This window comes from Aeromonas sp. (assembly GCF_050252055.1).
Classification (GTDB): domain Bacteria; phylum Pseudomonadota; class Gammaproteobacteria; order Enterobacterales; family Aeromonadaceae; genus Aeromonas; species Aeromonas caviae.
Window position 1 is genome coordinate 97163 of sequence record NZ_JBFWLQ010000013.1, and the last position, 20691, is coordinate 117853.

22 protein-coding genes are annotated in these 20691 nt (G+C 60.5%); 16 read left to right on the top strand and 6 right to left on the bottom strand.

What is annotated here, in order from left to right; all coding sequences use genetic code 11:
• The first annotated feature begins 4 nt into the window (after positions 1–4).
• The 8 genes from atpE (at position 5) to glmU (ending at position 7103) form a co-directional block, all read left to right on the top strand.
• On the top strand, positions 5–244 hold the full coding sequence (gene atpE, locus AB7E19_RS19280; protein ID WP_010672265.1) for a F0F1 ATP synthase subunit C: 240 nt from the start codon (positions 5–7) through the stop codon (positions 242–244).
• Positions 245–295: 51 nt separating this feature from the next.
• Complete coding sequence (gene atpF / locus AB7E19_RS19285; protein ID WP_010672264.1) at positions 296–766, top strand: F0F1 ATP synthase subunit B; 471 nt, start codon at positions 296–298, stop codon at positions 764–766.
• Between the two features lie 13 nt (positions 767–779).
• Positions 780–1313, top strand: coding sequence for a F0F1 ATP synthase subunit delta (gene atpH, locus AB7E19_RS19290; protein ID WP_010672263.1), 534 nt, complete (start codon positions 780–782; stop codon positions 1311–1313).
• Positions 1314–1328: 15 nt separating this feature from the next.
• Positions 1329–2870: a F0F1 ATP synthase subunit alpha gene (gene atpA, locus AB7E19_RS19295; RefSeq protein WP_010672262.1), complete on the top strand. Its 1542-nt coding sequence runs from the start codon at positions 1329–1331 to the stop codon at positions 2868–2870.
• Between the two features lie 42 nt (positions 2871–2912).
• Positions 2913–3779 carry a F0F1 ATP synthase subunit gamma gene (gene atpG, locus AB7E19_RS19300; protein WP_010672261.1) on the top strand — a complete coding sequence of 289 codons (867 nt, stop codon included), beginning with the start codon at positions 2913–2915 and terminating at the stop codon, positions 3777–3779.
• A gap of 33 nt (positions 3780–3812) precedes the next feature.
• On the top strand, positions 3813–5201 hold the full coding sequence (gene atpD / locus AB7E19_RS19305) for a F0F1 ATP synthase subunit beta (protein ID WP_010672260.1): 1389 nt from the start codon (positions 3813–3815) through the stop codon (positions 5199–5201).
• Positions 5202–5219: 18 nt separating this feature from the next.
• Complete coding sequence (locus AB7E19_RS19310) at positions 5220–5648, top strand: F0F1 ATP synthase subunit epsilon (RefSeq protein ID WP_010672259.1); 429 nt, start codon at positions 5220–5222, stop codon at positions 5646–5648.
• Between the two features lie 93 nt (positions 5649–5741).
• Positions 5742–7103, top strand: coding sequence for a bifunctional UDP-N-acetylglucosamine diphosphorylase/glucosamine-1-phosphate N-acetyltransferase GlmU (glmU, locus tag AB7E19_RS19315; protein ID WP_263309558.1), 1362 nt, complete (start codon positions 5742–5744; stop codon positions 7101–7103).
• Positions 7104–7154: 51 nt separating this feature from the next.
• Here glmU and creD read toward each other — a convergent pair whose 3' ends face one another.
• From creD to blrA, 4 genes are all read right to left on the bottom strand, one after another.
• Complete coding sequence (gene creD / locus AB7E19_RS19320; RefSeq protein WP_322131117.1) at positions 7155–8546, bottom strand: cell envelope integrity protein CreD; 1392 nt, start codon at positions 8544–8546, stop codon at positions 7155–7157.
• A 121-nt stretch (positions 8547–8667) separates the two neighbouring features.
• Entirely contained in the window at positions 8668–9462 is a 795-nt protein-coding gene (gene blaOXA / locus AB7E19_RS19325) for a class D beta-lactamase (protein WP_427936278.1), read from the bottom strand.
• Positions 9463–9561: 99 nt separating this feature from the next.
• On the bottom strand, positions 9562–10983 hold the full coding sequence (gene blrB / locus AB7E19_RS19330) for a beta-lactam sensor histidine kinase BlrB (protein ID WP_045522705.1): 1422 nt from the start codon (positions 10981–10983) through the stop codon (positions 9562–9564).
• A gap of 34 nt (positions 10984–11017) precedes the next feature.
• Entirely contained in the window at positions 11018–11692 is a 675-nt protein-coding gene (blrA, locus tag AB7E19_RS19335) for a beta-lactam response regulator transcription factor BlrA (RefSeq protein WP_041212060.1), read from the bottom strand.
• A gap of 122 nt (positions 11693–11814) precedes the next feature.
• Here blrA and AB7E19_RS19340 point away from each other — a divergent pair, with 122 nt between their 5' ends.
• Positions 11815–12588 (top strand): DeoR/GlpR family DNA-binding transcription regulator, encoded by a 774-nt coding sequence (locus AB7E19_RS19340; protein ID WP_010672253.1) that lies wholly within the window; start codon positions 11815–11817, stop codon positions 12586–12588.
• A gap of 55 nt (positions 12589–12643) precedes the next feature.
• Complete coding sequence (glmS, locus tag AB7E19_RS19345; protein ID WP_010672252.1) at positions 12644–14476, top strand: glutamine--fructose-6-phosphate transaminase (isomerizing); 1833 nt, start codon at positions 12644–12646, stop codon at positions 14474–14476.
• Positions 14477–14536: 60 nt separating this feature from the next.
• Here the strand turns inward: glmS and AB7E19_RS19350 are convergent, their stop codons facing one another.
• Positions 14537–15313 (bottom strand): LuxR family transcriptional regulator, encoded by a 777-nt coding sequence (locus AB7E19_RS19350; RefSeq protein ID WP_010672236.1) that lies wholly within the window; start codon positions 15311–15313, stop codon positions 14537–14539.
• Between the two features lie 211 nt (positions 15314–15524).
• On the opposite strand from AB7E19_RS19350, the gene AB7E19_RS19355 reads away from it, so the two are divergent.
• Genes AB7E19_RS19355 through AB7E19_RS19380 form a run of 6 tightly spaced genes read left to right on the top strand, consistent with a single transcriptional unit; the run spans position 15525 to position 20355 of the window.
• Entirely contained in the window at positions 15525–16286 is a 762-nt protein-coding gene (locus tag AB7E19_RS19355) for a DUF3450 domain-containing protein (RefSeq protein ID WP_180344745.1), read from the top strand.
• Positions 16283–17590 carry a MotA/TolQ/ExbB proton channel family protein gene (locus AB7E19_RS19360; protein ID WP_319882614.1) on the top strand — a complete coding sequence of 436 codons (1308 nt, stop codon included), beginning with the start codon at positions 16283–16285 and terminating at the stop codon, positions 17588–17590. The genes AB7E19_RS19355 and AB7E19_RS19360 overlap by 4 nt, the downstream gene beginning before the upstream one ends.
• On the top strand, positions 17587–18117 hold the full coding sequence (locus AB7E19_RS19365) for a MotA/TolQ/ExbB proton channel family protein (protein WP_010672233.1): 531 nt from the start codon (positions 17587–17589) through the stop codon (positions 18115–18117). The genes AB7E19_RS19360 and AB7E19_RS19365 overlap by 4 nt, the downstream gene beginning before the upstream one ends.
• Positions 18114–18515, top strand: a complete 402-nt coding sequence (locus tag AB7E19_RS19370) for an ExbD/TolR family protein (protein ID WP_010672232.1) — start codon at positions 18114–18116, stop codon at positions 18513–18515. Before AB7E19_RS19365 ends, AB7E19_RS19370 begins: the two co-directional genes overlap by 4 nt.
• On the top strand, positions 18512–19174 hold the full coding sequence (locus AB7E19_RS19375; RefSeq protein ID WP_069651568.1) for an energy transducer TonB: 663 nt from the start codon (positions 18512–18514) through the stop codon (positions 19172–19174). Before AB7E19_RS19370 ends, AB7E19_RS19375 begins: the two co-directional genes overlap by 4 nt.
• Before the next feature lie 2 nt (positions 19175–19176).
• Positions 19177–20355 carry a hypothetical protein gene (locus AB7E19_RS19380; RefSeq protein WP_322131120.1) on the top strand — a complete coding sequence of 393 codons (1179 nt, stop codon included), beginning with the start codon at positions 19177–19179 and terminating at the stop codon, positions 20353–20355.
• A gap of 108 nt (positions 20356–20463) precedes the next feature.
• Here the strand turns inward: AB7E19_RS19380 and AB7E19_RS19385 are convergent.
• Positions 20464–20691: hypothetical protein (locus AB7E19_RS19385; RefSeq protein ID WP_427936284.1), on the bottom strand; the 228-nt coding region annotated here is incomplete at its 5' end.

Below are 20691 nucleotides of genomic sequence, written 5' to 3' on the forward strand. Positions count from 1 at the left end.
CCTCATGGAAAACTTGAACATGGACCTGCTGTACATCGCTGCTGCAATGATGATGGGTCTGGCGGCTATCGGCGCCTCCATCGGTATCGGTATCCTGGGTGGCAAGTTCCTGGAAGGTGCAGCTCGTCAACCTGACCTGATCCCTGTTCTGCGTACCCAGTTCTTCATCGTGATGGGTCTGGTGGATGCGATCCCGATGATCGCCGTTGGTCTGGGTCTGTATGTGATGTTTGCGGTTGCCTAAGTCATTACGACTCACGCAGAACCCATTAACTAACTAAAGAGGACATCGGCTGTGAATATCAACGCCACCCTCCTCGGCCAAGCAGTTGCTTTTTTCATCTTCGTAGTGTTTTGCATGAAGTACGTATGGCCGCCGCTGATGGCTGCCATCGAAGCCCGTCAGAAAGAAATAGCTGACGGCCTCTCTTCTGCAGAGCGTGCCAAGAAAGATCTGGAGCTGGCCAAGGCCAACGCCACCGATCAGCTGAAAGAAGCCAAGCTTCAGGCTGCTGAAATCATCGATCAGGCCAACAAACGCAAGGCCCAGATCATTGATGAGGCTGCTGTCGGAGCCCAAGCTGAGCGGGAGAAAATCCTGGCTCAGGGCCGTGCAGAGATCGAAGCTGAACGTCATCGTGCCAAAGAAGAACTGCGCAAGCAGGTTGCTGCTCTTGCCATCGCGGGTGCAGAGAAGATCCTGGCACGCCAAATCGACCAGGCTGCCAACAGCGACATCGTCGACAAACTGGTAGCAGAACTGTAACGGGAACGGGGCTATGTCTGAACTGACTACAATCGCTCGCCCCTACGCCAAGGCTGCTTTCGAGTTTGCCGTTGAGCACAAGGCGGTTGACCAATGGCTGGAGATGCTCGATTTCGCCGCTCAGGTGGCTGAAAACGAGACCATGCACAGCCTGGTAAACGGCTCCGTTGCTGCCGAAGAACTGGCAAAGCTGTTTGTCGGTGTCTGCGGTGAGCAGCTCAACGAGCACGGTCAGAACCTGATCCGGGTGATGGCCGAGAATGGTCGCTTGGGTGTGCTGCCGGCGGTCGTTGCCGAATTCGTCGCGCTCAAGGCTGAACTGGACAAAGAAGTTCAGGCTGACGTGATTTCGGCGATCGAACTGACCGACCAGCAGAAAGCCAATATTCAGGCTTCTCTGGAACAACGTCTCGCGCGCAAAGTGAAGCTGAATTGCAGCACAGATGCGTCCTTGATGGCCGGGGTGCTCATCAAGGCCGGTGATCTCGTTATCGACGGCACGGTCCGCGGTAAGCTGGATCGCATGGCCGATGCGCTGCAATCTTGATTGGGGTATTAGAGCATGCAACTGAATTCCACTGAAATCGCCGAGCTGATCAAGCAGCGCATTGCGCAGTTTGATGTCAAAAGCGAAGCGCGTAACGAAGGTACCATCGTTTCTGTAAGCGACGGTATCATTCGTATCCACGGTCTGGCCGATGCCATGCAGGGTGAGATGATCGAGCTGCCGGGCAACCGCTTCGCTCTGGCATTGAACCTGGAGCGTGACTCCGTTGGTGCCGTAGTAATGGGTCCCTATGCCGATCTGGCCGAAGGGATGAAGGTAAAGGGTACCGGCCGCATTCTGGAAGTGCCGGTCGGTCGTGGTCTGTTGGGCCGGGTGGTCAACACCCTGGGTCAGCCGATCGACGGTAAGGGTCCGGTAGACAACGACGGCTTCTCGCCGATCGAAGTGATCGCCCCGGGCGTTATCGAGCGTAAGTCTGTTGACCAGCCAGTCCAGACCGGTCTGAAAGCCATCGATGCCATGATCCCTATCGGTCGTGGCCAGCGTGAGCTGATCATCGGTGACCGCCAGGTTGGTAAGACCGCCATCGCCATCGACACCATCATCAACCAGAAAGATTCCGGCATTAAGTGCGTCTACGTTGCGATCGGCCAGAAGGCCTCCACCATCGCCAACGTGGTGCGCAAGCTGGAAGAGCACGGTGCCCTGGCCAACACCATCGTGGTCGTGGCTTCTGCCTCCGAAGCGGCTGCTCTGCAGTACCTGGCTCCCTACGCCGGTTGCTCCATGGGCGAGTACTTCCGTGACCGCGGCGAAGACGCACTGATCATCTATGATGACCTGTCCAAGCAGGCCGTTGCCTATCGCCAGATCTCCCTGCTGCTGCGCCGTCCGCCTGGACGTGAAGCTTACCCGGGTGACGTCTTCTATCTGCACTCCCGTCTGCTGGAGCGTGCTGCTCGCGTCAACGCCGAGTACGTAGAGAAGTTCACCAATGGTGCCGTGAAAGGCCAGACCGGTTCCCTGACCGCCCTGCCGATCATCGAAACCCAGGCCGGTGACGTCTCCGCGTTCGTTCCGACCAACGTGATCTCCATCACCGATGGCCAGATCTTCCTGACCTCCCAGCTGTTCAACTCCGGTATTCGTCCGGCGGTTGACCCGGGTATCTCCGTATCCCGTGTGGGCGGTGCTGCTCAGACCAAGATCGTCAAGAAGCTGTCCGGTGGTATCCGTACCGCGCTGGCCCAGTACCGCGAACTGGCGGCATTTGCCCAGTTCTCTTCCGACCTGGACGATGCCACTCGCAAGCAGCTGGATCACGGTCAGAAAGTCACCGAGCTGATGAAGCAGAAGCAGTACTCTCCGATGAGCGTGGCCCAGCAATCCCTGGTGCTGTTCGCCGCCGAGAAGGGTTATCTCGCCGATGTCGAACTGAGCAAGATCGTCGACTTCGAAGCCGCTCTGCTCTCTTACGCCAATACCCAGCATGCCGAGCTGATGGCTGAAATCAATGCCAAGGCCGACTACAACGACGCGATCGTTGGCAAGCTGACTGCGTTGCTGGATGACTTCAAGGCAACCCAGACCTGGTAAGCGTGTGTGGCAGCGCAAGCTGCCACCTGATGGAGAGAAGAGATGGCCGGCGCAAAAGAGATACGTAACAAGATCGGGAGTGTGAAGAACACTCAGAAGATCACCAGCGCTATGGAAATGGTGGCAGCGAGCAAGATGCGCCGTGCGCAGGAACGCATGTCTGCCAGCCGTCCGTACGCTGAAACCATGCGCAAGGTGATCGGCCATATCGCTCAGGGGAACTTGGAATACAAGCACCCCTACCTCATCGAACGTGAGGTGAAGCGAGTGGGTTACATCGTCGTCTCCACCGACCGTGGCCTGTGTGGTGGTCTGAACATCAACCTGTTCAAGGCTGCCCTCAATGATATGAAGCAATGGAGCGCGAAAGGTGCCAAGGTTGACCTGGCATTGATCGGTAACAAGGCCTCCAACTTCTTTGAACGGCACGGCGCCAAGGTGAAAGCCCACGTCTCCGGACTGGGTGACAACCCGAGCGTCAATGACCTGATCGGTTCAGTGAAGGTCATGCTGAAGGCTTACGACAACGGTGAGATTGACAGGCTGTATCTGGTGTACAACAAGTTCGTCAACACCATGGTTCAGCAACCAAAAGTCGATCAACTGCTGCCTTTGCCCGTAACAGAAGACAGCAAGCTCGCCAAGAAGCACCACTGGGACTACCTCTATGAGCCGGATCCCAAGCAACTGCTGGATACCCTGCTGATTCGCTACGTCGAATCCCAGGTCTACCAGGGTGTGGTAGAAAACTTGGCAAGTGAACAGGCAGCCCGAATGGTTGCCATGCAAGCCGCGACTGACAACGCCGGCAACCTGATTAACGATCTGCAACTGGTATACAACAAGGCCCGTCAGGCCAGTATTACCCAGGAGCTCACAGAGATCGTTTCCGGTGCTGCTGCGGTGTAAGGCAAGGGTTATCAAAGGTTTAGAGGATTTGACATGAGTAACGGTTTCATCGTCCAAATCATCGGCGCTGTGGTGGACATCGAGTTCCCGCAGAATGCCGTGCCCCAGGTGTACGATGCACTGAAGGTTGTCAGCGAAGGCCAAGGCCAGGGTCTGGTACTGGAAGTTCAGCAACAGATCGGCGGCGGCGTCGTGCGTTGCATCACCATGGGTTCCTCCGACGGTCTGCGTCGTGGGTTGGAAGTAGTTAACAGCGGCAAGGCCATCCAGGTACCGGTCGGTACCTCGACCCTGGGCCGTATCATGAACGTACTGGGCGACCCCATCGACGAGAAGGGTCCGATCGGCGAAGAAGAGCGTTGGTCCATCCACCGCGAAGCCCCCAGCTACGAAGATCAGTCCAACAGCACCGAGCTGCTGGAGACCGGCATCAAGGTTATCGACCTGGTATGTCCGTTCGCCAAGGGTGGTAAGGTTGGTCTGTTCGGCGGCGCCGGTGTCGGCAAGACCGTCAACATGATGGAGCTGATCCGTAACATCGCGATCGAGCACAGCGGTTACTCCGTGTTCGCCGGTGTAGGTGAGCGTACCCGTGAGGGTAACGACTTCTACCACGAGATGATGGAGTCCAACGTACTGGACAAAGTATCTCTGGTTTACGGTCAGATGAACGAGCCGCCCGGAAACCGTCTGCGCGTGGCGCTGACCGGCCTGACCATGGCCGAGAAGTTCCGTGACGAAGGTCGTGACGTGCTGTTCTTCGTGGACAACATCTACCGTTACACCCTGGCCGGTACCGAAGTATCCGCACTGCTGGGCCGTATGCCCTCCGCAGTAGGTTACCAGCCGACCCTGGCCGAGGAGATGGGTGTTCTGCAAGAGCGCATCACCTCCACCAAGACCGGTTCCATCACCTCCGTACAGGCCGTTTACGTGCCTGCGGATGACTTGACCGACCCGTCTCCGGCGACCACCTTCGCCCACCTGGATGCGACCGTCGTACTGTCCCGTCAGATCGCGGCTCTGGGTATCTACCCGGCCGTTGACCCGCTGGACTCCACCTCCCGTCAGCTGGATCCGCTGGTGGTTGGCAAGGAGCACTACGAGACCGCTCGTGGCGTTCAGACCGTACTGCAGCGCTACAAGGAGCTGAAGGACATCATCGCCATCCTGGGTATGGATGAACTGTCAGAAGAAGACAAACTGACCGTAGCCCGTGCCCGTAAGATCGAGCGTTTCCTGTCCCAGCCGTTCTTCGTGGCCGAAGTATTTACCGGTTCTCCGGGCAAATATGTGCCGCTGAAGGAAACCATCCGTGGCTTCCAGGGCATCCTGAAGGGCGAGTATGACGATCTGCCGGAGCAGGCGTTCTACATGGTTGGCGGCATCGACGAAGTCGTCGAGAAGTCCAAGAAACTGTAAGCCTCGATAGGAGGGCCCATGGCTGAGATGATCTCCTTTCACCTGGATGTGGTGAGCGCCGAAGGAAAACTGTTTTCCGGTCGCGTGCAATCTGCCCAGGTATCAGGCTCCGAAGGTGAGCTGGGTCTCCGCCACGGTCATGCTCCGTTGCTGACTGCCATCAAGCCGGGCCTGGTCCGCTTGATCAAGCAAAATGGTAGCGAAGAGGTGCTGTACATCTCCGGCGGCATGCTGGAAGTACAACCCGAAGCCGTGACCGTGCTGGCCGATACCGCCATTCGCGCAGACGATCTGGATGAGGCGAAAGCCCAGGAAGCCAAGCGTCGTGCCGAAGAGCGGATCAACAGCTCCCATGGTGATATCGACTATGCTCAGGCGTCTGCCGAGCTGGCCAAAGCGATGGCCCAGCTGCGGGTTATCGATATCGTCAAAAAGAATTACCGTTAATCACGGTGATGCAAAAAGCGACCTTCGGGTCGCTTTTTTTTTGCCCGTTGGATAGACTCCGCCCAGCATTTCCACCTGTTTCAAAGGCTAGCTATGTCTCTCAACGTCGTGATCCTGGCTGCGGGCAAAGGCACCCGCATGCGTTCCTCCCTGCCCAAGGTGCTGCACCCCGTTGCCAGCAAGCCCATGGTCTCCCATGTGATCGAGACCGCCCGCCAGATCGGTGCCGAACAGCTGCACCTGGTCTATGGCCACGGCGCCGAACTGCTGAAGGAGCGGATCCAGGCATCCGACCTGAACTGGGTGCTGCAGGCCCAGCAACTGGGAACCGGCCATGCCGTTGCCCAGGCCATTCCGTTCTGGCATGACGAAGACGACGTGCTGGTGCTCTACGGCGATACCCCGCTGATCCAGCCCGAGACCCTGCAAAGGTTGCTGGCCGCCAAGACCGACGATGGCATGGCGCTGCTGACCGTGGTACTGGACAATCCGACCGGCTATGGCCGCATCGTGCGGGAACACGGTCAGGTGGTCGGCATTGTCGAGCAGAAGGATGCCAACGCCGAGCAACTCGCCATCCGTGAAGTGAACACCGGCGTGCTGGTGGCCAACGGCGGCCAGCTGCGCAGCTGGCTCTCCCGCCTGGACAACAAGAATGCCCAGGGCGAGTTCTACCTGACCGACGTCATCGCCATGGCCCATGGGGATGGCTGTGCCATCGCCGCCGTCCACCCGGACAGCGCCATGGAAGTGGAAGGGGCCAACAACCGGGTGCAGCTGGCGGCGCTCGAGCGCAGCTACCAGCAGATGCAGGCCGAGAAGCTGATGATCGCTGGCGCCACCCTGATCGATCCGGCCCGTTTCGATCTGCGGGGTTCCCTGGAAATCGGGGAGGAGGTGGTGATCGACGTCAACGTCATCATCGAAGGCAAGGTGGTGCTGGGCAATCACGTGCGCATCGGTGCCGGCAGCGTGCTGAAGGATTGCGTGATCGGCGACCACTCCGAGGTGAAACCTTACTCCGTCATCGAAGGTGCGCAAATTGCCGACCAGTGCTCGGTCGGGCCCTTTACCCGCCTGCGCCCGGGTGCCGTGCTGGAGCAGGATGCCCATGTCGGCAACTTCGTCGAGATGAAGAAGGCCCGGCTGGGGGTTGGCTCGAAGTGCGGTCATCTGACCTATCTGGGGGATGCGGACGTCGGCGCCAAGGTGAACATCGGTGCCGGCACCATCACCTGCAATTACGACGGGGTGAACAAGTTCCAGACCATCATCGAGGACGATGTGTTTGTCGGCTCCGATACCCAGCTGGTGGCGCCGGTGCGCATCGGCAAGGGGGCGACCCTGGGAGCGGGTTCCACCATCACCAAGGATGTGGCGGAAAACGAGCTGGTGATCACCCGGGTGCCCCAGCGCCACATTCCCAACTGGCCCCGTCCGGTCAAGAAGAAGTGATGCCCGATCAATGAAATGCAAACCGGCGCCCGAAGGCGCCGGTTTTTTTGCTTATGGCTGATGGCTGGTGTTACTGGTCGATGGCTGGGGGGCCGCCCATGCGGTGGCGGAGGGACTGCTCTCCATCACCTGATACCAGTCGAGCTTGCGAGTCAGCCCCATGACCAGCGCCAGGGTGGCGAACAGCAGCAGGGCGCCGAGCAACAGGGCTGTCTCCTCGGCCTGCAGCAGCCCGAACAGGATGGCGTAGACCAGCCCCAGCAGGGCGGCGAATCCCATGCCCTGTTTCGGGCCGCCCAGCACATGGCTCAGGTAGAAGCCGTTGAGGGCCACACTGGCCAGGGCGGCAATGAGATAGGCCAAGGTAAAGCCGAGATGCTCGGTCAGCGCCAGCAGCACCAGATAGAAGATGGCCAGCCCCATGCCCACCAGCGCGTACTGGATGGGGTGTACCCGCAGTCCCTTGATCAGCTCGAACATGAAGAAGCTGATGAAGGTGAGGCCGATGAACAGCAGGGCATATTTGGCGGCCCGCTCGTTCAGCTGATAGTGATCCACCGGTTGCACCAGGCTGACGCTGAATGACGGCAGTTTGGTGCCCGTTCCCTTCATCATGCGGTTGAAGCGACTCTCCATGTCGGTGGCGAACCAGCTGGTCTGCCAGCTTGCCTCGAACCCTTGATCCGCAAGGGTGCGTTCACCGGGCAGAAAGTCGCCGAGAAAATTGGGATGGGGCCAGTTGCCGCTCAGGTGAAACCGGCTGTCCTGTCCGAGCGGCACCACTTCCAGCGCGTTCATGCCCTGCAGATCCAGCTCGATGTGAAAGCGGCCATCTTCGTCTGGCAAGGCGTCGAGCGGGGCATGGATCCCCACTCGCCCGTCCCCCAGCTGGGCACCAGGGGCAAACGGGATGCGTTGCTCCCCCCATTGCAGTTCGGGTACGCGGCTGATGCCCCGGGCATCGGAGAGGATCAGGCTGAGATAGGGTTTGCCCGGCACCAGGGCGGGATCAGCCGGGTCGAAGCTCAGGTTCGGGTTGCCGGCCACCAGCCCCTTGTCAGCCAGGCTGGTGGGCATCAGGCCGGAGAGAGAGAGGCGACTGTGATAAATCTGGGCCTGATAGATGCCGAGCTTGCGCGGGGTCACCTCCATGCTGGCCCGCACGTCCAGCCTCTTGGGCAGCAGGTAGCGATAGACCTGCTCCTTGCGCACGAAATGTTTGCCATCCTGCTCGACGGTGACGGCCCGGGTATAGGGTTGTACCAGTACGGGCCCCATCAGGCGCTGGGGCCCGCTGTGGCTGGCCATGATGCTGTGAATGGCCTGACTGCGATAGGCCTGGCGCTCCCGATTCAGCTCCATGATGGCGTGAACCGGGATCATCATCAGCAGGCAGAGCAACAGCAGCAGGGCGATCTTGTGGGTGAAAATCTGTTTGACCATGACACGTCTCCTTGTTGTTGAACGGGAGTGTGCCGGGGTCGCGTGAAGGGAGGATGGGGCAGTGTGAAGTAGTGGTGAAGGGGGATAAAAAAACCGGCGCCAGGCGCCGGTGTTGCTGGCATCAGAGTGTCTTCAACCGGGCCGGCAGGGCGGCGAACACCTCCTCCCTGGCCCTGAGGGAAGCGAACTGCTTGCCCGGCGTCTGGATGACGGTGTGGACGAAGATGAGCGTCTTGTCCTGTTTGCTGGCCCAGCCGACGAACCAGCCGATCTGCTGCTCCCTGTCCAGGCTGCCATCCAGCAGCTTGGGGTAACCCATGCCGGTCTTGCCGTGGATCTGCCAACCGTCGATGTCGGGCTGACGCATCAGGTTGGCGGTATGGCGCAGGGTCTGGGCGGAGACCGGCAGCTTGCCGCTCACCATCTTGCCAAGGAAGCGGGCTTGCTCCTGGGGGCTGATGGCGAGGCTGGCGCTGAGCCAGGCCTGGGTCAGACCGTCGTGCTTGCCCGGGTTGCCTTCGAGATCCCGGTTGCCGTAGTCGAAGCTGTCCACGTAGTGCTGGAAGCGAGCCTCTCCCAGCCACTCGGTGAGGCGCTGCGAGTACCAGATGACCGAGAATTGCATCCAGCTGCTCGGGGTGGTGGTCTGTTTCCACTCCGGCAGGAAATCAGGATCACCGGCCTTGAACGGCAGGGCAGGCAGTTGTTCATCCACCAGGAAGCCGCTGTCATAGCCCATCACTGCCAGCGGGATCTTGAAGGTGGAGGCCGGGGTCAACTGGGCGGCACAGTCCCCCTGGGTGCTGACGGGTTTGCCGGTGCCGTCGGCAAACAGCATGCAGCCAGAAGCGGCGCTGGCAGGCAGTGCACAGAAGAGGCCAGCAGCAAGCAGACCGGACAACAGCATACGGGGCATATCTATCTCCTTGATTAATATGAATGCGCATCGACGGGGAAGGTCGTCATCGAGGAGGTGCAGCTTAGCCCGGCTCTGTGTGCTTGGTGTGAAGTGTCCTCAGTTGCCGGGCAGCCAGAGTGTGGCCAGCACCCCCCCGTCCGGCTGATTGGCAAGAGCAAGATGGCCGCCATGCTGGCGTGCCACCTCCATGGCAAAACTGAGCCCGAGGCCGCTGCTTTTTCCCTTGTCTGGCCTTGGCAGGGAGTAGAAACGCTCGAAAATCCTGGGCAGCGCAAAGTCGGGAATGCCTGGCCCCTGATCCCGCACCCGGAAGCAATAACCCCCCTCCTCCATGGCGCCGCTCAGCACCAGGGTACTGCCGACGGGGGCGAAATCGAGGGCGTTGTCCAGCAGGTTGCCAAGGGCCTGCTCCACCAGCAGGGGATCCCACTTCTGCTTCTGACCTTCCCCCAGCTCGGCGTGCAGGGAGATCTGGCGGCGCTGGGCCTGGATCTGGCGGGCGTCGAGCACCCGTCTGCCCAGCCGGGCCGGCTCGACGGATTGTCTGTCCAGCCCCTGCCCTGATTCGAGGCGGGCGAGTTGCAGCATGCGCTCGATCAGCTGCTGCATGCGGGCCGTCTCCAGATTGATGTTGCCGATAAAGCGCTTTGCGATGTCCGGCGGCGGCGCCTCGGCCAGAATCTCCCCCGCCCCGCGAATGGCCGCCAGCGGGCTTTTGAGCTCGTGGGTCAGGCTGTGGACATAGGCCTCGATATAGGCCTTGCCGTCCAGTTGGCGGCGCATGGTTTCCAGGGAGTGGCCTAGCCTGTCCAGTTCGGGGCTGTAGAGGCGCGGCAGGCTGGCGGGCTGACCCTGGCTGATTGCATCTGCATAGTGCACCAGCTTGCCGATGGCGCGGTTGAGCCACCACACCAGCAAGGCGCCGATGAGCAGCGAGATGAACAGCAGCAGGGCCGCCCCTTTCAGCAACTGGTCTTCGCTGCGCTCTATCATGGGCTGCAGGGTGCTGTTGGGCTTGGCGACGGTGAGGGAGCCGAGGATGTCATCCCCTTCCCGCAGCGGGGCGGCCACGTGCATCACCGAACTGGCGGGATCGTCGGGGTCGCTGCGGGTGCTGCGGGCGCCATATTCGCCGCGCAGGGTCAGGTAGACGTCGTTCCAGCGCGAGTAGTCCTTGCCCAGATCCACCCCGTCCGAGTCGTAGACCACCCTGCCTTTTGCGTCGGTCACATAGATGCGGTACTCCGCCTGCTGCTTGAGGTGGCCATCGATGAGGGCATTGATGGGACTCTGGTTCAGGCGGGCGAAGGCGCTGGCCAGCCGGCCATTCGCCATCTTTCCTTCCTGCATGTCGTCCAGGGCCAGGGGGGCCAGCATCTGCGCCATGTCTACCAGGGTATCTTCGGTGGCGCTGCGTACCCCGGGCTTGATCTCCTCGACGAAGATCTCCAGCACGAACCAGGCGGCCAGGGCGAAGATCAGCACCAGGCCGCACAGCAGTTGCAATCCGATTCTCATCTCATCCCCCTGCCGATGCCCGGCCACCCCGAGTTCATGCCAGCTCCAGACTGTAGCCCAGCCCGCGGTGGGTCAGGATCAGGTTGGCGTCAGGGTCCCGCTCCCGCAGCTTGGCCCGCAGAGTCTTGATGTGGGTGTCGACGGTGCGATCCAGACTCTCTTCCGCATCCTGCCACACCAGATCCATCAGCTGCTGGCGGGAGTAGACCCGACCCGGCGCCAGCATCAGGGTCTTGAGCAGCAGGTACTCATAGCGGGTGAGCGTCAGGGGCTGGCCCAGGAAGCAGATTCGTGCCCGCTCCTCGTCCAGGGCGAGTGGCTGTATCGGCTGGTAGGGGGCGGGCTGGCTGCGGCGCAGGATGACCCGCACCCGGGCGCACACCTCACGGGGTGAGAAGGGTTTGGCCACATAGTCGTCTGCCCCTATCTCCAGCCCGATCAGCCTGTCTATCTCCTCGCTGCGAGCGGTGAGAAACATCAGGGGAATATCGGTCAGTGCCCGCACCCGCTTGCACAGTTCAAAACCGCTGATGTCCGGCAGCCCCACATCCAGGATCAAAAAATCCGGTCGCGTCTGTTCCAGTCGCGCCAGCAACGGCTGGCCGAGGGGGAACCACTCCACCTCGAAACCATCGGTCTGCAGGGCATAGATCAGGGTATCGGCAATGCTGGCTTCATCTTCCACCAGCCAGATGAGTCGTTTTTGCATGGCGTCCTCGTCGCAAATCGGCTCCTCATTCTGGCATCGAACCAAATCGGATCCTATTTGCCGTTTGATTTTTCCCGAAAAGGCATTAATATTTCGCAATTCTTTCGAATCGAAACTTAAAGATGACCAAACGCAACACACAGCAGCGCCGTCACACCATAGTGAGTCTGGTGCAGGAGCAGGGGGAAGTCAGCGTCGATGCCCTGGCCAAACACTTCGCCACTTCCGAGGTGACCATCCGCAAAGATCTGGCGGTGCTGGAGACCGGTGGCCTGTTGCTGCGTCGCTACGGCGGTGCCGTTCCCCTCCCCAGCGAGATGGTGGTGGACAGCAACCCGGAACAAGTTTCGAATCGAAAGCTGGCCATTGCCCGCGCTGCCGCCGAGCGGATCCGCGATCACAACCGCGTCATCATCGACAGCGGCAGCACCACCAGCGCCATGATCCCCATGCTGGGCAACAAGCGCGGCCTCATCGTCATGACCAACTCCCTCAATGTGGCCGGTGCCCTGCGCGAGCTGGAAAACGAGCCCACCCTGCTGATGACTGGCGGGACCTGGGATCCCCATTCCGAATCATTCCAGGGTCAGGTGGCGGAGCAGGTGCTGCGCTCCTATGACTTCGACCAGCTCTTCATCGGTGCCGATGGCATCGACCCGGAGCGGGGCACCACCACCTTCAACGAGCTGGTGGGCCTCTCCCGGGTCATGGCCGAAGTGTCACGGGAGGTCATCGTCATGGTGGAGTCGGAAAAGATCGGCCGAAAGATCCCCAATCTCGAGCTGCCCTGGTCCGGCATCCATACCCTGGTGACCGACGAGGGGCTGAGCAATGCGGCCAGAGAACAGATTCAGGCCAGGGGGATCACGCTGATTTGCGCTCCCGTGGCCGTGTGATTTGAACAAACCATTATCCAACCGAATTAACGTCTTACGTTTCAAGGAGAAGTCTATGTGTGGCATCGTCGGGGCCGTCGCCCAACGTGATGTGGCTGAAATCCTGGTAGAGGGTCTGCGCCGTCTGGAATACCGTGGCTACGATTCGGCCGGTGTCGCCGTGTTCAGCGCCAACCAGCCGCTGCAGCGGGTACGTCGCCTCGGCAAGGTGGCCGAGCTGGCCAAGGCGCTGGAGGAGCAGTCCGTCCACGGTGGTACCGGCATTGCCCACACCCGCTGGGCTACCCATGGCGAGCCGTCCGAGCGCAATGCTCACCCCCACGTCTCCGAGCATATCGTGGTGGTGCACAACGGCATCATCGAGAACCACGAAGAGCTGCGGGAAGAGTTGAAGGCGCTGGGCTATGTCTTCAGCTCCGACACCGACACCGAAGTGATCGCCCACCTGGTGCACCACGAGCTGAAATCCGCCCCCAGCCTGCTGGCGGCCATGCAGGTAGCGGTGAAGCAGCTGCGCGGCGCCTACGGCACAGTCGTGATGGACAGCCGTGACGACAGCCGCGTGGTGGTGGCCCGTTCCGGCTCCCCCCTGGTGATCGGCCGCGGCATCGGCGAGAACTTCATCGCCTCCGACCAGATGGCCCTGCTGCCGGTGACCCGCCGCTTCATCTTCCTGGAGGAGGGCGATGTGGCCGAAGTGACCCGCCGCGACGTGCACATCTTCGATACCCACGGCGAGGCCGTGGTGCGCGAAGAGCTGGAGTCCGAGTTGTCCCACGATGCCGGTGACAAGGGTGAATACCGCCACTACATGCTCAAGGAGATCTACGAGCAGCCCAAGGCCATCACCAATACCCTGGAAGGCCGCCTGGGCAGCGATCACGTGGTGGTCGAGTCCTTCGGCAACGGCGCCCGTGCCATTTTCGACAAGGTCGAGCACGTCCAGATCGTCGCCTGTGGCACCTCCTACAACTCCGGCATGGTGGCGCGCTACTGGTTCGAAGAGATCGCCGGCGTCTCCTGCGACGTGGAGATCGCCTCCGAGTTCCGCTATCGCAAGTCGGTGGTGCGTCCCAACAGCCTGCTGGTGACCCTCTCCCAGAGCGGCGAGACTGCCGATACCCTGGCAGCCCTGCGTCTGGCCAAGGAGTCTGGTTACATGAGCTCTCTGGCCATCTGCAACGTACCAGGCTCCTCCCTGGTGCGCGAATCCGACCTGGCCTTCATGACCCGGGCTGGTGCCGAGATCGGGGTGGCGTCCACCAAAGCGTTCACCACCCAGTTGGCTGGTCTGCTGATGCTGGTGGCCTCCGTCGGTCACTGCCGTGGCAACCTGAGCGCCGCCGCCGAGGCCGAACTGGTCAAGGCGCTGCAAGCCCTGCCTGTGCGCATCAAGGAGAGCCTGGCCCTGGCCAAGCAGATCGAGACTCTGGCCGAAGAGTTTGCCGACAAGCACCATAGCCTGTTCCTCGGTCGTGGCAGTCAGTACCCCATCGCCATGGAAGGGGCGCTCAAACTCAAGGAGATATCCTACATCCACGCAGAAGCCTATGCCGCCGGTGAGTTGAAGCATGGCCCGCTGGCGCTGATCGATGCCGAGATGCCCATCATCGTCGTGGCGCCGAACAACGATCTGCTGGAGAAGCTCAAGTCCAACGTGGAAGAGGTGCGTGCCCGTGGCGGTATCCTCTATGTGTTCGCCGATGCGGACGCCGGTTTCAAGAGCGACGAGACCATGCGGGTGATGAGCCTGAACCACGTGGAAGAGATGATCGCGCCGATCGTCTATACCGTGCCGCTGCAGTTGCTCTCCTACCACGTCGCCCTCATCAAGGGCACCGACGTGGATCAGCCACGCAACCTGGCCAAATCCGTGACTGTGGAATAAGCCGTCGCCGGAAATGAAAAAAGAGCCGCATTGCGGCTCTTTTTGTTTTGGCAAAACAGGCTACGACAGCCGCAGGTTGGTGATGGTCACGTCGTCCAGGGAAGGCACAATGATGCCGCTGGAGATGCTCTTGGCAATCGCCTGGTTGCGGTTGCGCGAGTCCGTCTTGTTGGTGACCTGATTGAGGTGGAAGTTCACGGTTCGCTCGCTGATGCCGAGGATGGTGGCGATCTCCCAGGAGGTCTTGCCCTCGCTGGCCCAGAACAGGCACTCCTTCTCCCGATCCGACAGCTCGGCCAGGTATTTCATCAGGTCTGGCCTGGCCTTGATGAGGGTCAGGGCCGAGTTGAAAATGTAGCTGGCACAGAATGACAGCAGGGGAACGTTTTCAAACATCAGATCGGAATTGGACTTCTCCTTGCTGATGAAAGAGAGGATGCCGTGTTCCCCCTGCGGCGTGTGCAGCGGGAAGGAGACGCCGTTCCTCACCCCGAAGTCGGCGGCGAGGTTCATTACTTCCCTGCTGGCGCTGGGCAACCAGGGGGCATCACAATCGAGCTTGTTCCAGAAGATGGGCTGGGTCTGCTTCAGTCCCAGGAAGACGACCGGATCCTGGGTCAGGTAGTGTCGTTCCGAATAGGCATCAAACCAGCTGGTGGGGCAGTTGTTGAACAAGGCCACATGGGATTTCTGCATACTGATGGGGAAAATAATCAGCAAACGGAAGTAATCAAACCCCATCTGATGACTGAAGCGCTCCAGTTGTTGCTGGATCTCGCTGGTCTTCTTCGCCTTGGTGAACCGATCTATGTGTTCCCAGATCGCATCGTTAAACATGTAAGTCTCCTTTTTCGATCACTTATCTTGCTGATCGAAAAGACATTTTTTAGTTATTTAAAATGGTGTTGCGACTACCAACGCCAGTTATTCCCGTACTTGTCTAAAAAGTATCCTGTTTTTTCGGCCAGAGGCCAAGAAAATCATCTGATTGCCAGTGACCCTACTCTTTGAGACAATGAGAATAGTTATCATTGTTAAGATTTATATCATGAACAAGTTTTGGGGTCTGGCCTTGTTACCCATGGCCGTTCATTGCGTCGTGTCCGCCGACGAAGTGGTTGCGCCAGCATTGAAGAACAGTATCGCCGACGGGAAAGCCTCCCAGCTGCGTGTGGAGAAAGCCGCCGATGGAGCCGTCGCCGCCAGGATTGAGCTGCAAAATGCCCAACTGCAACTGCGGGATCTGGAAGCCTACAACCGCTACATGCAGTCTCTGGTGGCCGATCAGCAAAACGAGCTGGGCAAGCTGGACCAGCAGTTGGAGGCGGTACAGGAGACCAGACAGGGGCTTGTCCCCCTGATGCTGCAGATGCAAGCCGATCTGGAACAGCTGGTACAGGATGACATCCCGCTGCGCAGGGAGGATCGTCTGGCGCGGGTTGCTGCCTTGAAAGCGACGCTGGCCAGAGCCGATGTGAGCGAGGCGGAGAAGTTCCGCCAGCTATTGCAGGCCTATCAGATTGAAGCCGAATACGGCAGCAGGCTGGACCATTATTCCGCCGAGCTGGTGCTGGATGGCGCACCGCGCCGGGTCGATGTGCTGGCTCTGGGTCGGGTCTCCCTGCTGGCGATGACCGCCGATCGCTCCCAGGCGTGGCGTTGGTCTGCCGAGCACAAGCAGTGGCAAGCCCTCGACGGCCAGTGGCTCTCCCCCATCGCCGAGGCGTTGGAAATGGCTGCCGACAAGAAAGTTCCCCAGTTGTTGAATGTCCCCCTTTCCGTCAGCCGTGGTCAGGAGGCCCAGTCATGAGCGTCACCATGAAGTGGTTACCCCTTGCCCTCGCCCTCTCTCTGGGCACCACAGCCGCCGTGGCCGAGGAAGCCTGGCAGCAGCAGGAACAGGCCCGTGAACAGAAGGCTCAGCAGGATCTGGCGTCTGTCTCCAGGGAGCTGAGCACTGCCCGTACCAAGCTGGCCGAGGCCCAGCGCCTGAGCAAGGAGCTGGCCAGCCAGTTCGCGGCCAATGAAAAGCAGCTGGTGGAGCTCAATACCCAGTGGGAGCAAGCCTCCGGCGACATGAACGACATCTTTGCGGTCACCCGTCAGGGGGCCAGCGATGCGGTCAAGTTGCTGAGCGAATCCGCCGTCGAGGGCCAGTATCCTGATCGTCTCGCCCCACTGAAAACCATGGCACAGGATAAACAGGTGCCTGATCGCGCCGCCCTTGCCCTGCTGCCAGCCACCTTGCTGCAGGAGATCCGCGAATCGGGCCGGGTTGCCCAGTTCAACGGCAAGGTGCTTGATGCCCAAGGCGTTGCCAGCGAGCAGACGTTGACCCGGATCGGCAGCTTCGCCCTGCTGGGCGATGCTGGTTTCTTGCAACCGGGGGCCGAAGGCCTGAGTCCGGTGCTGGGCCTGCCAGGCAGCGTGCTTTCCGCTGTGGCCGCTTATCAGGGTCAGGAGGGAGAAGCGTTGCCGCTGGACCCCTCCCACGGTGTTCTGCTCGATATGCTGGCCCAGGCGCCCACCTTCTGGCAGCAAGTCCAGCAGGGCGGCCAGGTCGGCGCCATCATCGTGCTGCTGGCCGCTATCGGCCTGGGGATCGCTGGAGTACGGCTGTGGAGCCTCTCTCGCGAACTGGGTCGGGTTCGTCGCCAGCTCAAGAGCGGTGAATATCATGCCGACAACGCCCTCGGCCGGGTGCTGACGGTGGCTGACAAGCATCCAGAACTGAGCATGGAGACCCTCGAATTGCGTCTGGATGAGGCGATCCTGCAGGAGACTCCTCGCCTGGAGCGCGGCATCGGCATGGTCAAGGTGATCGCGGCCATCGCCCCCATGCTGGGTCTGCTCGGGACAGTGACCGGTATGATCGGCACCTTCCAGGCCATCACCCAGTTCGGTACCGGCGATCCCAAGATCATGGCGGGCGGCATCTCCATGGCCCTGGTCACCACGGTGCAAGGTCTGGTAGCGGCCATTCCGCTGATCCTGGCCCACAGCCTGTTGCAGTCCCGTTTCACCGAGCTCTCCAACGTGCTGGAACAGCAGGTGGCCGGGATCCTGGCCGAGCGGGCCGAAAGCAATGGTGACAGGGTGGAGCGGGTAGCATGATGCTCGACATCTGGCAGCAGTTGCAGAGCTTCATGGGCCGTGGCGGCCCGGTGCTCTGGGTCATTCTGGCCTTGCTGGTGCTGATGTGGATTCTGATGATCGAGCGGCTGCTCTACCTCAACCTGGGGTTTGCACCGTTGCAGCGTGAGCTGCTGGGCCGCTGGCAGGCGCGTCGCGAGCGTCACAGCTGGCACGCTCGCGCGATTCGCGGGCGCTGGCTGGCAGAAGTGGAGCTGGCGCTCAACCGTCATCTGATCTTCATCCGCACCCTGGTGGTGCTCTGCCCCATGCTGGGGTTGCTGGGTACAGTGACCGGCATGATAGGCGTATTCGATGCGCTGGCTGCGGCCAACCGCTTTAACCCGGAGAGCATGGCGGGCGGGATCTCCCGCGCCACCATCCCCACCATGGCAGGCATGGTGGTGGCCCTCTCCGGCGTGTTGTTACTTAGCCGGCTCGAGAGTCAGGCCAAGCGTGCGCTGGCCAAGACCCGGGACGGCCTGCGAGAAGAGAAGGTAATGCAATGAGACGGCAATCCAAACGCCAGCGCGATGAAGTGCAGATCGACATGACCCCCATGCTGGATATCGTCTTCATCATGCTGATCTTCTTCATCGTGACCACCTCCTTCGTGCGCGAAGCCGGGCTTGAGGTACACAGACCCCAGGCCAGCCAGGCCAAGGCGCAGAAATCGTCCAGCATCATGCTGGCGATCGGCGCTCAGGGGCAGATCTTCCTCGACCGCAAACAGGTGGATGTGGAGCGGGTGCAGGCCACCCTCGCCCGACTGTTGGCGGAGCAGCCCGAGGCAAGCCTGGTGATCCAGGCCGATGAACGGGTACCCCACGGCAAGGTGGTGCGGGTGATGGATGAAGCCAAGGCGGCAGGCATCGCCAACATCGCCGTGGCGGTGGCACCGAAATGAAACACAAGTTGATGAGCCTGGGACTGGGGATCACCCTCAGTCTGGGCATCCTGTTGTTCATGGCCACCCTGGTGGAGCCGCCCGGAGGAGAGAAGGCGACCACAGAGCAGAAATCCATTGTCATCAACATGCAGAACGAGGTGACCGAGGTACAGGTGCGTGAGCGGCCGGTACCCCAGGAGCCGGAACCCTTGCCGGAGCCGCCTGCCGCGCTGGCTTCGACACCGATGCCCATGCCGGCGGCGGCTCCGCTGCCTTCGGTACAGCCGAGCCTGGATCTGGTCTCGACCCTGAGTGCGGTACAGGTCTCTGCCCCTGGCGTGGCGACCAGTCCCACTCCGGTCGCGAGCGGCAATTTCCATGGTCAGCAGCAGGGTACCGGGATCGGTGCCGGCGACATGCTGATGCCACTGCAACGGGTTGAGCCCGTTTATCCCTACCGGGCCCAGCAGGCCGGCATCGAGGGGTCTGTGACCTTGCGTTTCAGCGTCGATGCCGACGGCCGGGTACAGGATGTGGAGGTTGTCGAGGCCAAGCCGAAGCGCCAGTTCGAGCGAGCGGCCATTCAGGCGATCAACAAGTGGCGCTATCAGCCGAGGCCGGGCGCCACCGACAAGCTGGTGCAAGTCATCACGCTCAAATTCAAATTGGAGTCATAACCATGTTGCGGATCTGGATCTGTCTGCTGGCCCTGGTCAGCCAAGCCTGTCTGGCGATGGAGGTGAGCCCTCATTTCTCCCGCCAGCTGGAGCCCGTGATGAAGCTCTATCAATCTGGCCAGTGGCAACAGGCCCAGAGCAAGGCGGCTGTGCTCAAACCCGGTTCCGAGGCTGAGCACGCCTGGCTGGCGCAGTTACAGGCCTCTCTGGCCGCCAACCTGCAGCAGACCGCACAGGCGAGTCGCTACGTGGAGCAGGCTCTTGCCTATAAAGAGTGGCCAGAGCAGCAACGACTTCAGTTGTTGCGTCTGCGAGGGGATATCCAGGCCCAGCAATCCAACTGGCCCGGCGCCATCGCCAGCTACAAGGCCGCATTGGCCATCAAGGCTGACGATGCCTTGCGTCTGCGCTTGGCTGGCCTCTATTACCACAACAAGCAGTACGGCGAGGCAGCCAGCCAGAGTGAACAACTGTTGAAGAAAAGCTGGCAGAAGCAGGCAGCCATCATCCGCCTCTCCTCCCTCACTGCATTGCAGCGTTACGGCGTGGCTGCGGATCAGGCCGAAGAGTTGATCCGCCGCGAGCCAAAAGAGAGCAAATGGTGGCAGCAGGCTGTGTCGCTCAATCTCTCCGCCAAGCGTGGTGATCGAGCGCTTGCACTGCTGCAAACCGCCATCGACCGTCAACTGATGGATGATGCCGCCGCCCGCAACCAGCTGATCCGCCTGTATGCCTGGCAGGGACTGCCCTATCGTGGTGCGCGTCTGCTGGAGTCTGCCATGGCCAAGGGGGTGATGAAGCAGAATGCCGAGAATCGCCAATTGCTGGCCCAGTTGTGGGAAGGAGCGCGTGAGTGGCCGAAGGCTGTGGACAGCTGGCAACTGCTTGCCCGGGAACATGCTCACCCCAAGGCCGCCATGCGAGCCGCGGAACTGCTGCTGCAACAGGGCAAGACGGATGCCGCCATGACCCAGCTCGCGGCCATCAAGTCGGTGAAGGGAGAGCAGGGCAACAGAGCCAAGGCCCTGCTGGTGCAGGCACACCTCAATAAAGAACAATATGCTCAGGCGCTGGTGTTGGCTCGCGAGCTGCAACAGCAGAACAACTGGCAAGACAGGGCGACCAGTTGGGTCAACTACATTCAGGCCCAGACTGACGGTATGAACAAAAAAGCGGCGTGAAACTGGGGTAAACTCTCATTTCATGGGGTTTAGCCTGCTTTTTCAGCAAACGAGCGCATTTTTATAAAAAGCCCTTGTCATCCCGGCGCGGCTCCCTATAATGCGCCCCTACCAGCACGGCGGACCACGCCGAACTGATGAGCTAGCCTCCTGATGAGGTGGGCGCCGAAAGAAAAGCGAAAACAATCGCTTGACTTTCGAAGTGAGGCGCGTAAGATGCGCCTCCTCAACGCGATAAGCGTGACGCTCTTTAACAATTTGAATCAAGCAATCTGTGTGGGCACTCACAGCATCGAGCATCAAAAACAATTTTTGATTTTCAATGTCTGATGAAGT

Coding starts and splice junctions, on each gene's coding strand:
- atpE (WP_010672265.1), top strand. CDS start 5: ATGGAAAACTTGAACATGGACCTGCTGTACATCGCTGCTGCAATGATG.
- atpH (WP_010672263.1), top strand. CDS start 780: ATGTCTGAACTGACTACAATCGCTCGCCCCTACGCCAAGGCTGCTTTC.
- atpA (WP_010672262.1), top strand. CDS start 1,329: ATGCAACTGAATTCCACTGAAATCGCCGAGCTGATCAAGCAGCGCATT.
- atpG (WP_010672261.1), top strand. CDS start 2,913: ATGGCCGGCGCAAAAGAGATACGTAACAAGATCGGGAGTGTGAAGAAC.
- atpD (WP_010672260.1), top strand. CDS start 3,813: ATGAGTAACGGTTTCATCGTCCAAATCATCGGCGCTGTGGTGGACATC.
- AB7E19_RS19310 (WP_010672259.1), top strand. CDS start 5,220: ATGGCTGAGATGATCTCCTTTCACCTGGATGTGGTGAGCGCCGAAGGA.
- glmU (WP_263309558.1), top strand. CDS start 5,742: ATGTCTCTCAACGTCGTGATCCTGGCTGCGGGCAAAGGCACCCGCATG.
- creD (WP_322131117.1), bottom strand. CDS start 8,546: ATGGTCAAACAGATTTTCACCCACAAGATCGCCCTGCTGCTGTTGCTC.
- blaOXA (WP_427936278.1), bottom strand. CDS start 9,462: ATGCCCCGTATGCTGTTGTCCGGTCTGCTTGCTGCTGGCCTCTTCTGT.
- blrB (WP_045522705.1), bottom strand. CDS start 10,983: ATGAGAATCGGATTGCAACTGCTGTGCGGCCTGGTGCTGATCTTCGCC.
- blrA (WP_041212060.1), bottom strand. CDS start 11,692: ATGCAAAAACGACTCATCTGGCTGGTGGAAGATGAAGCCAGCATTGCC.
- AB7E19_RS19340 (WP_010672253.1), top strand. CDS start 11,815: ATGACCAAACGCAACACACAGCAGCGCCGTCACACCATAGTGAGTCTG.
- glmS (WP_010672252.1), top strand. CDS start 12,644: ATGTGTGGCATCGTCGGGGCCGTCGCCCAACGTGATGTGGCTGAAATC.
- AB7E19_RS19350 (WP_010672236.1), bottom strand. CDS start 15,313: ATGTTTAACGATGCGATCTGGGAACACATAGATCGGTTCACCAAGGCG.
- AB7E19_RS19355 (WP_180344745.1), top strand. CDS start 15,525: ATGAACAAGTTTTGGGGTCTGGCCTTGTTACCCATGGCCGTTCATTGC.
- AB7E19_RS19360 (WP_319882614.1), top strand. CDS start 16,283: ATGAGCGTCACCATGAAGTGGTTACCCCTTGCCCTCGCCCTCTCTCTG.
- AB7E19_RS19365 (WP_010672233.1), top strand. CDS start 17,587: ATGATGCTCGACATCTGGCAGCAGTTGCAGAGCTTCATGGGCCGTGGC.
- AB7E19_RS19370 (WP_010672232.1), top strand. CDS start 18,114: ATGAGACGGCAATCCAAACGCCAGCGCGATGAAGTGCAGATCGACATG.
- AB7E19_RS19375 (WP_069651568.1), top strand. CDS start 18,512: ATGAAACACAAGTTGATGAGCCTGGGACTGGGGATCACCCTCAGTCTG.
- AB7E19_RS19380 (WP_322131120.1), top strand. CDS start 19,177: ATGTTGCGGATCTGGATCTGTCTGCTGGCCCTGGTCAGCCAAGCCTGT.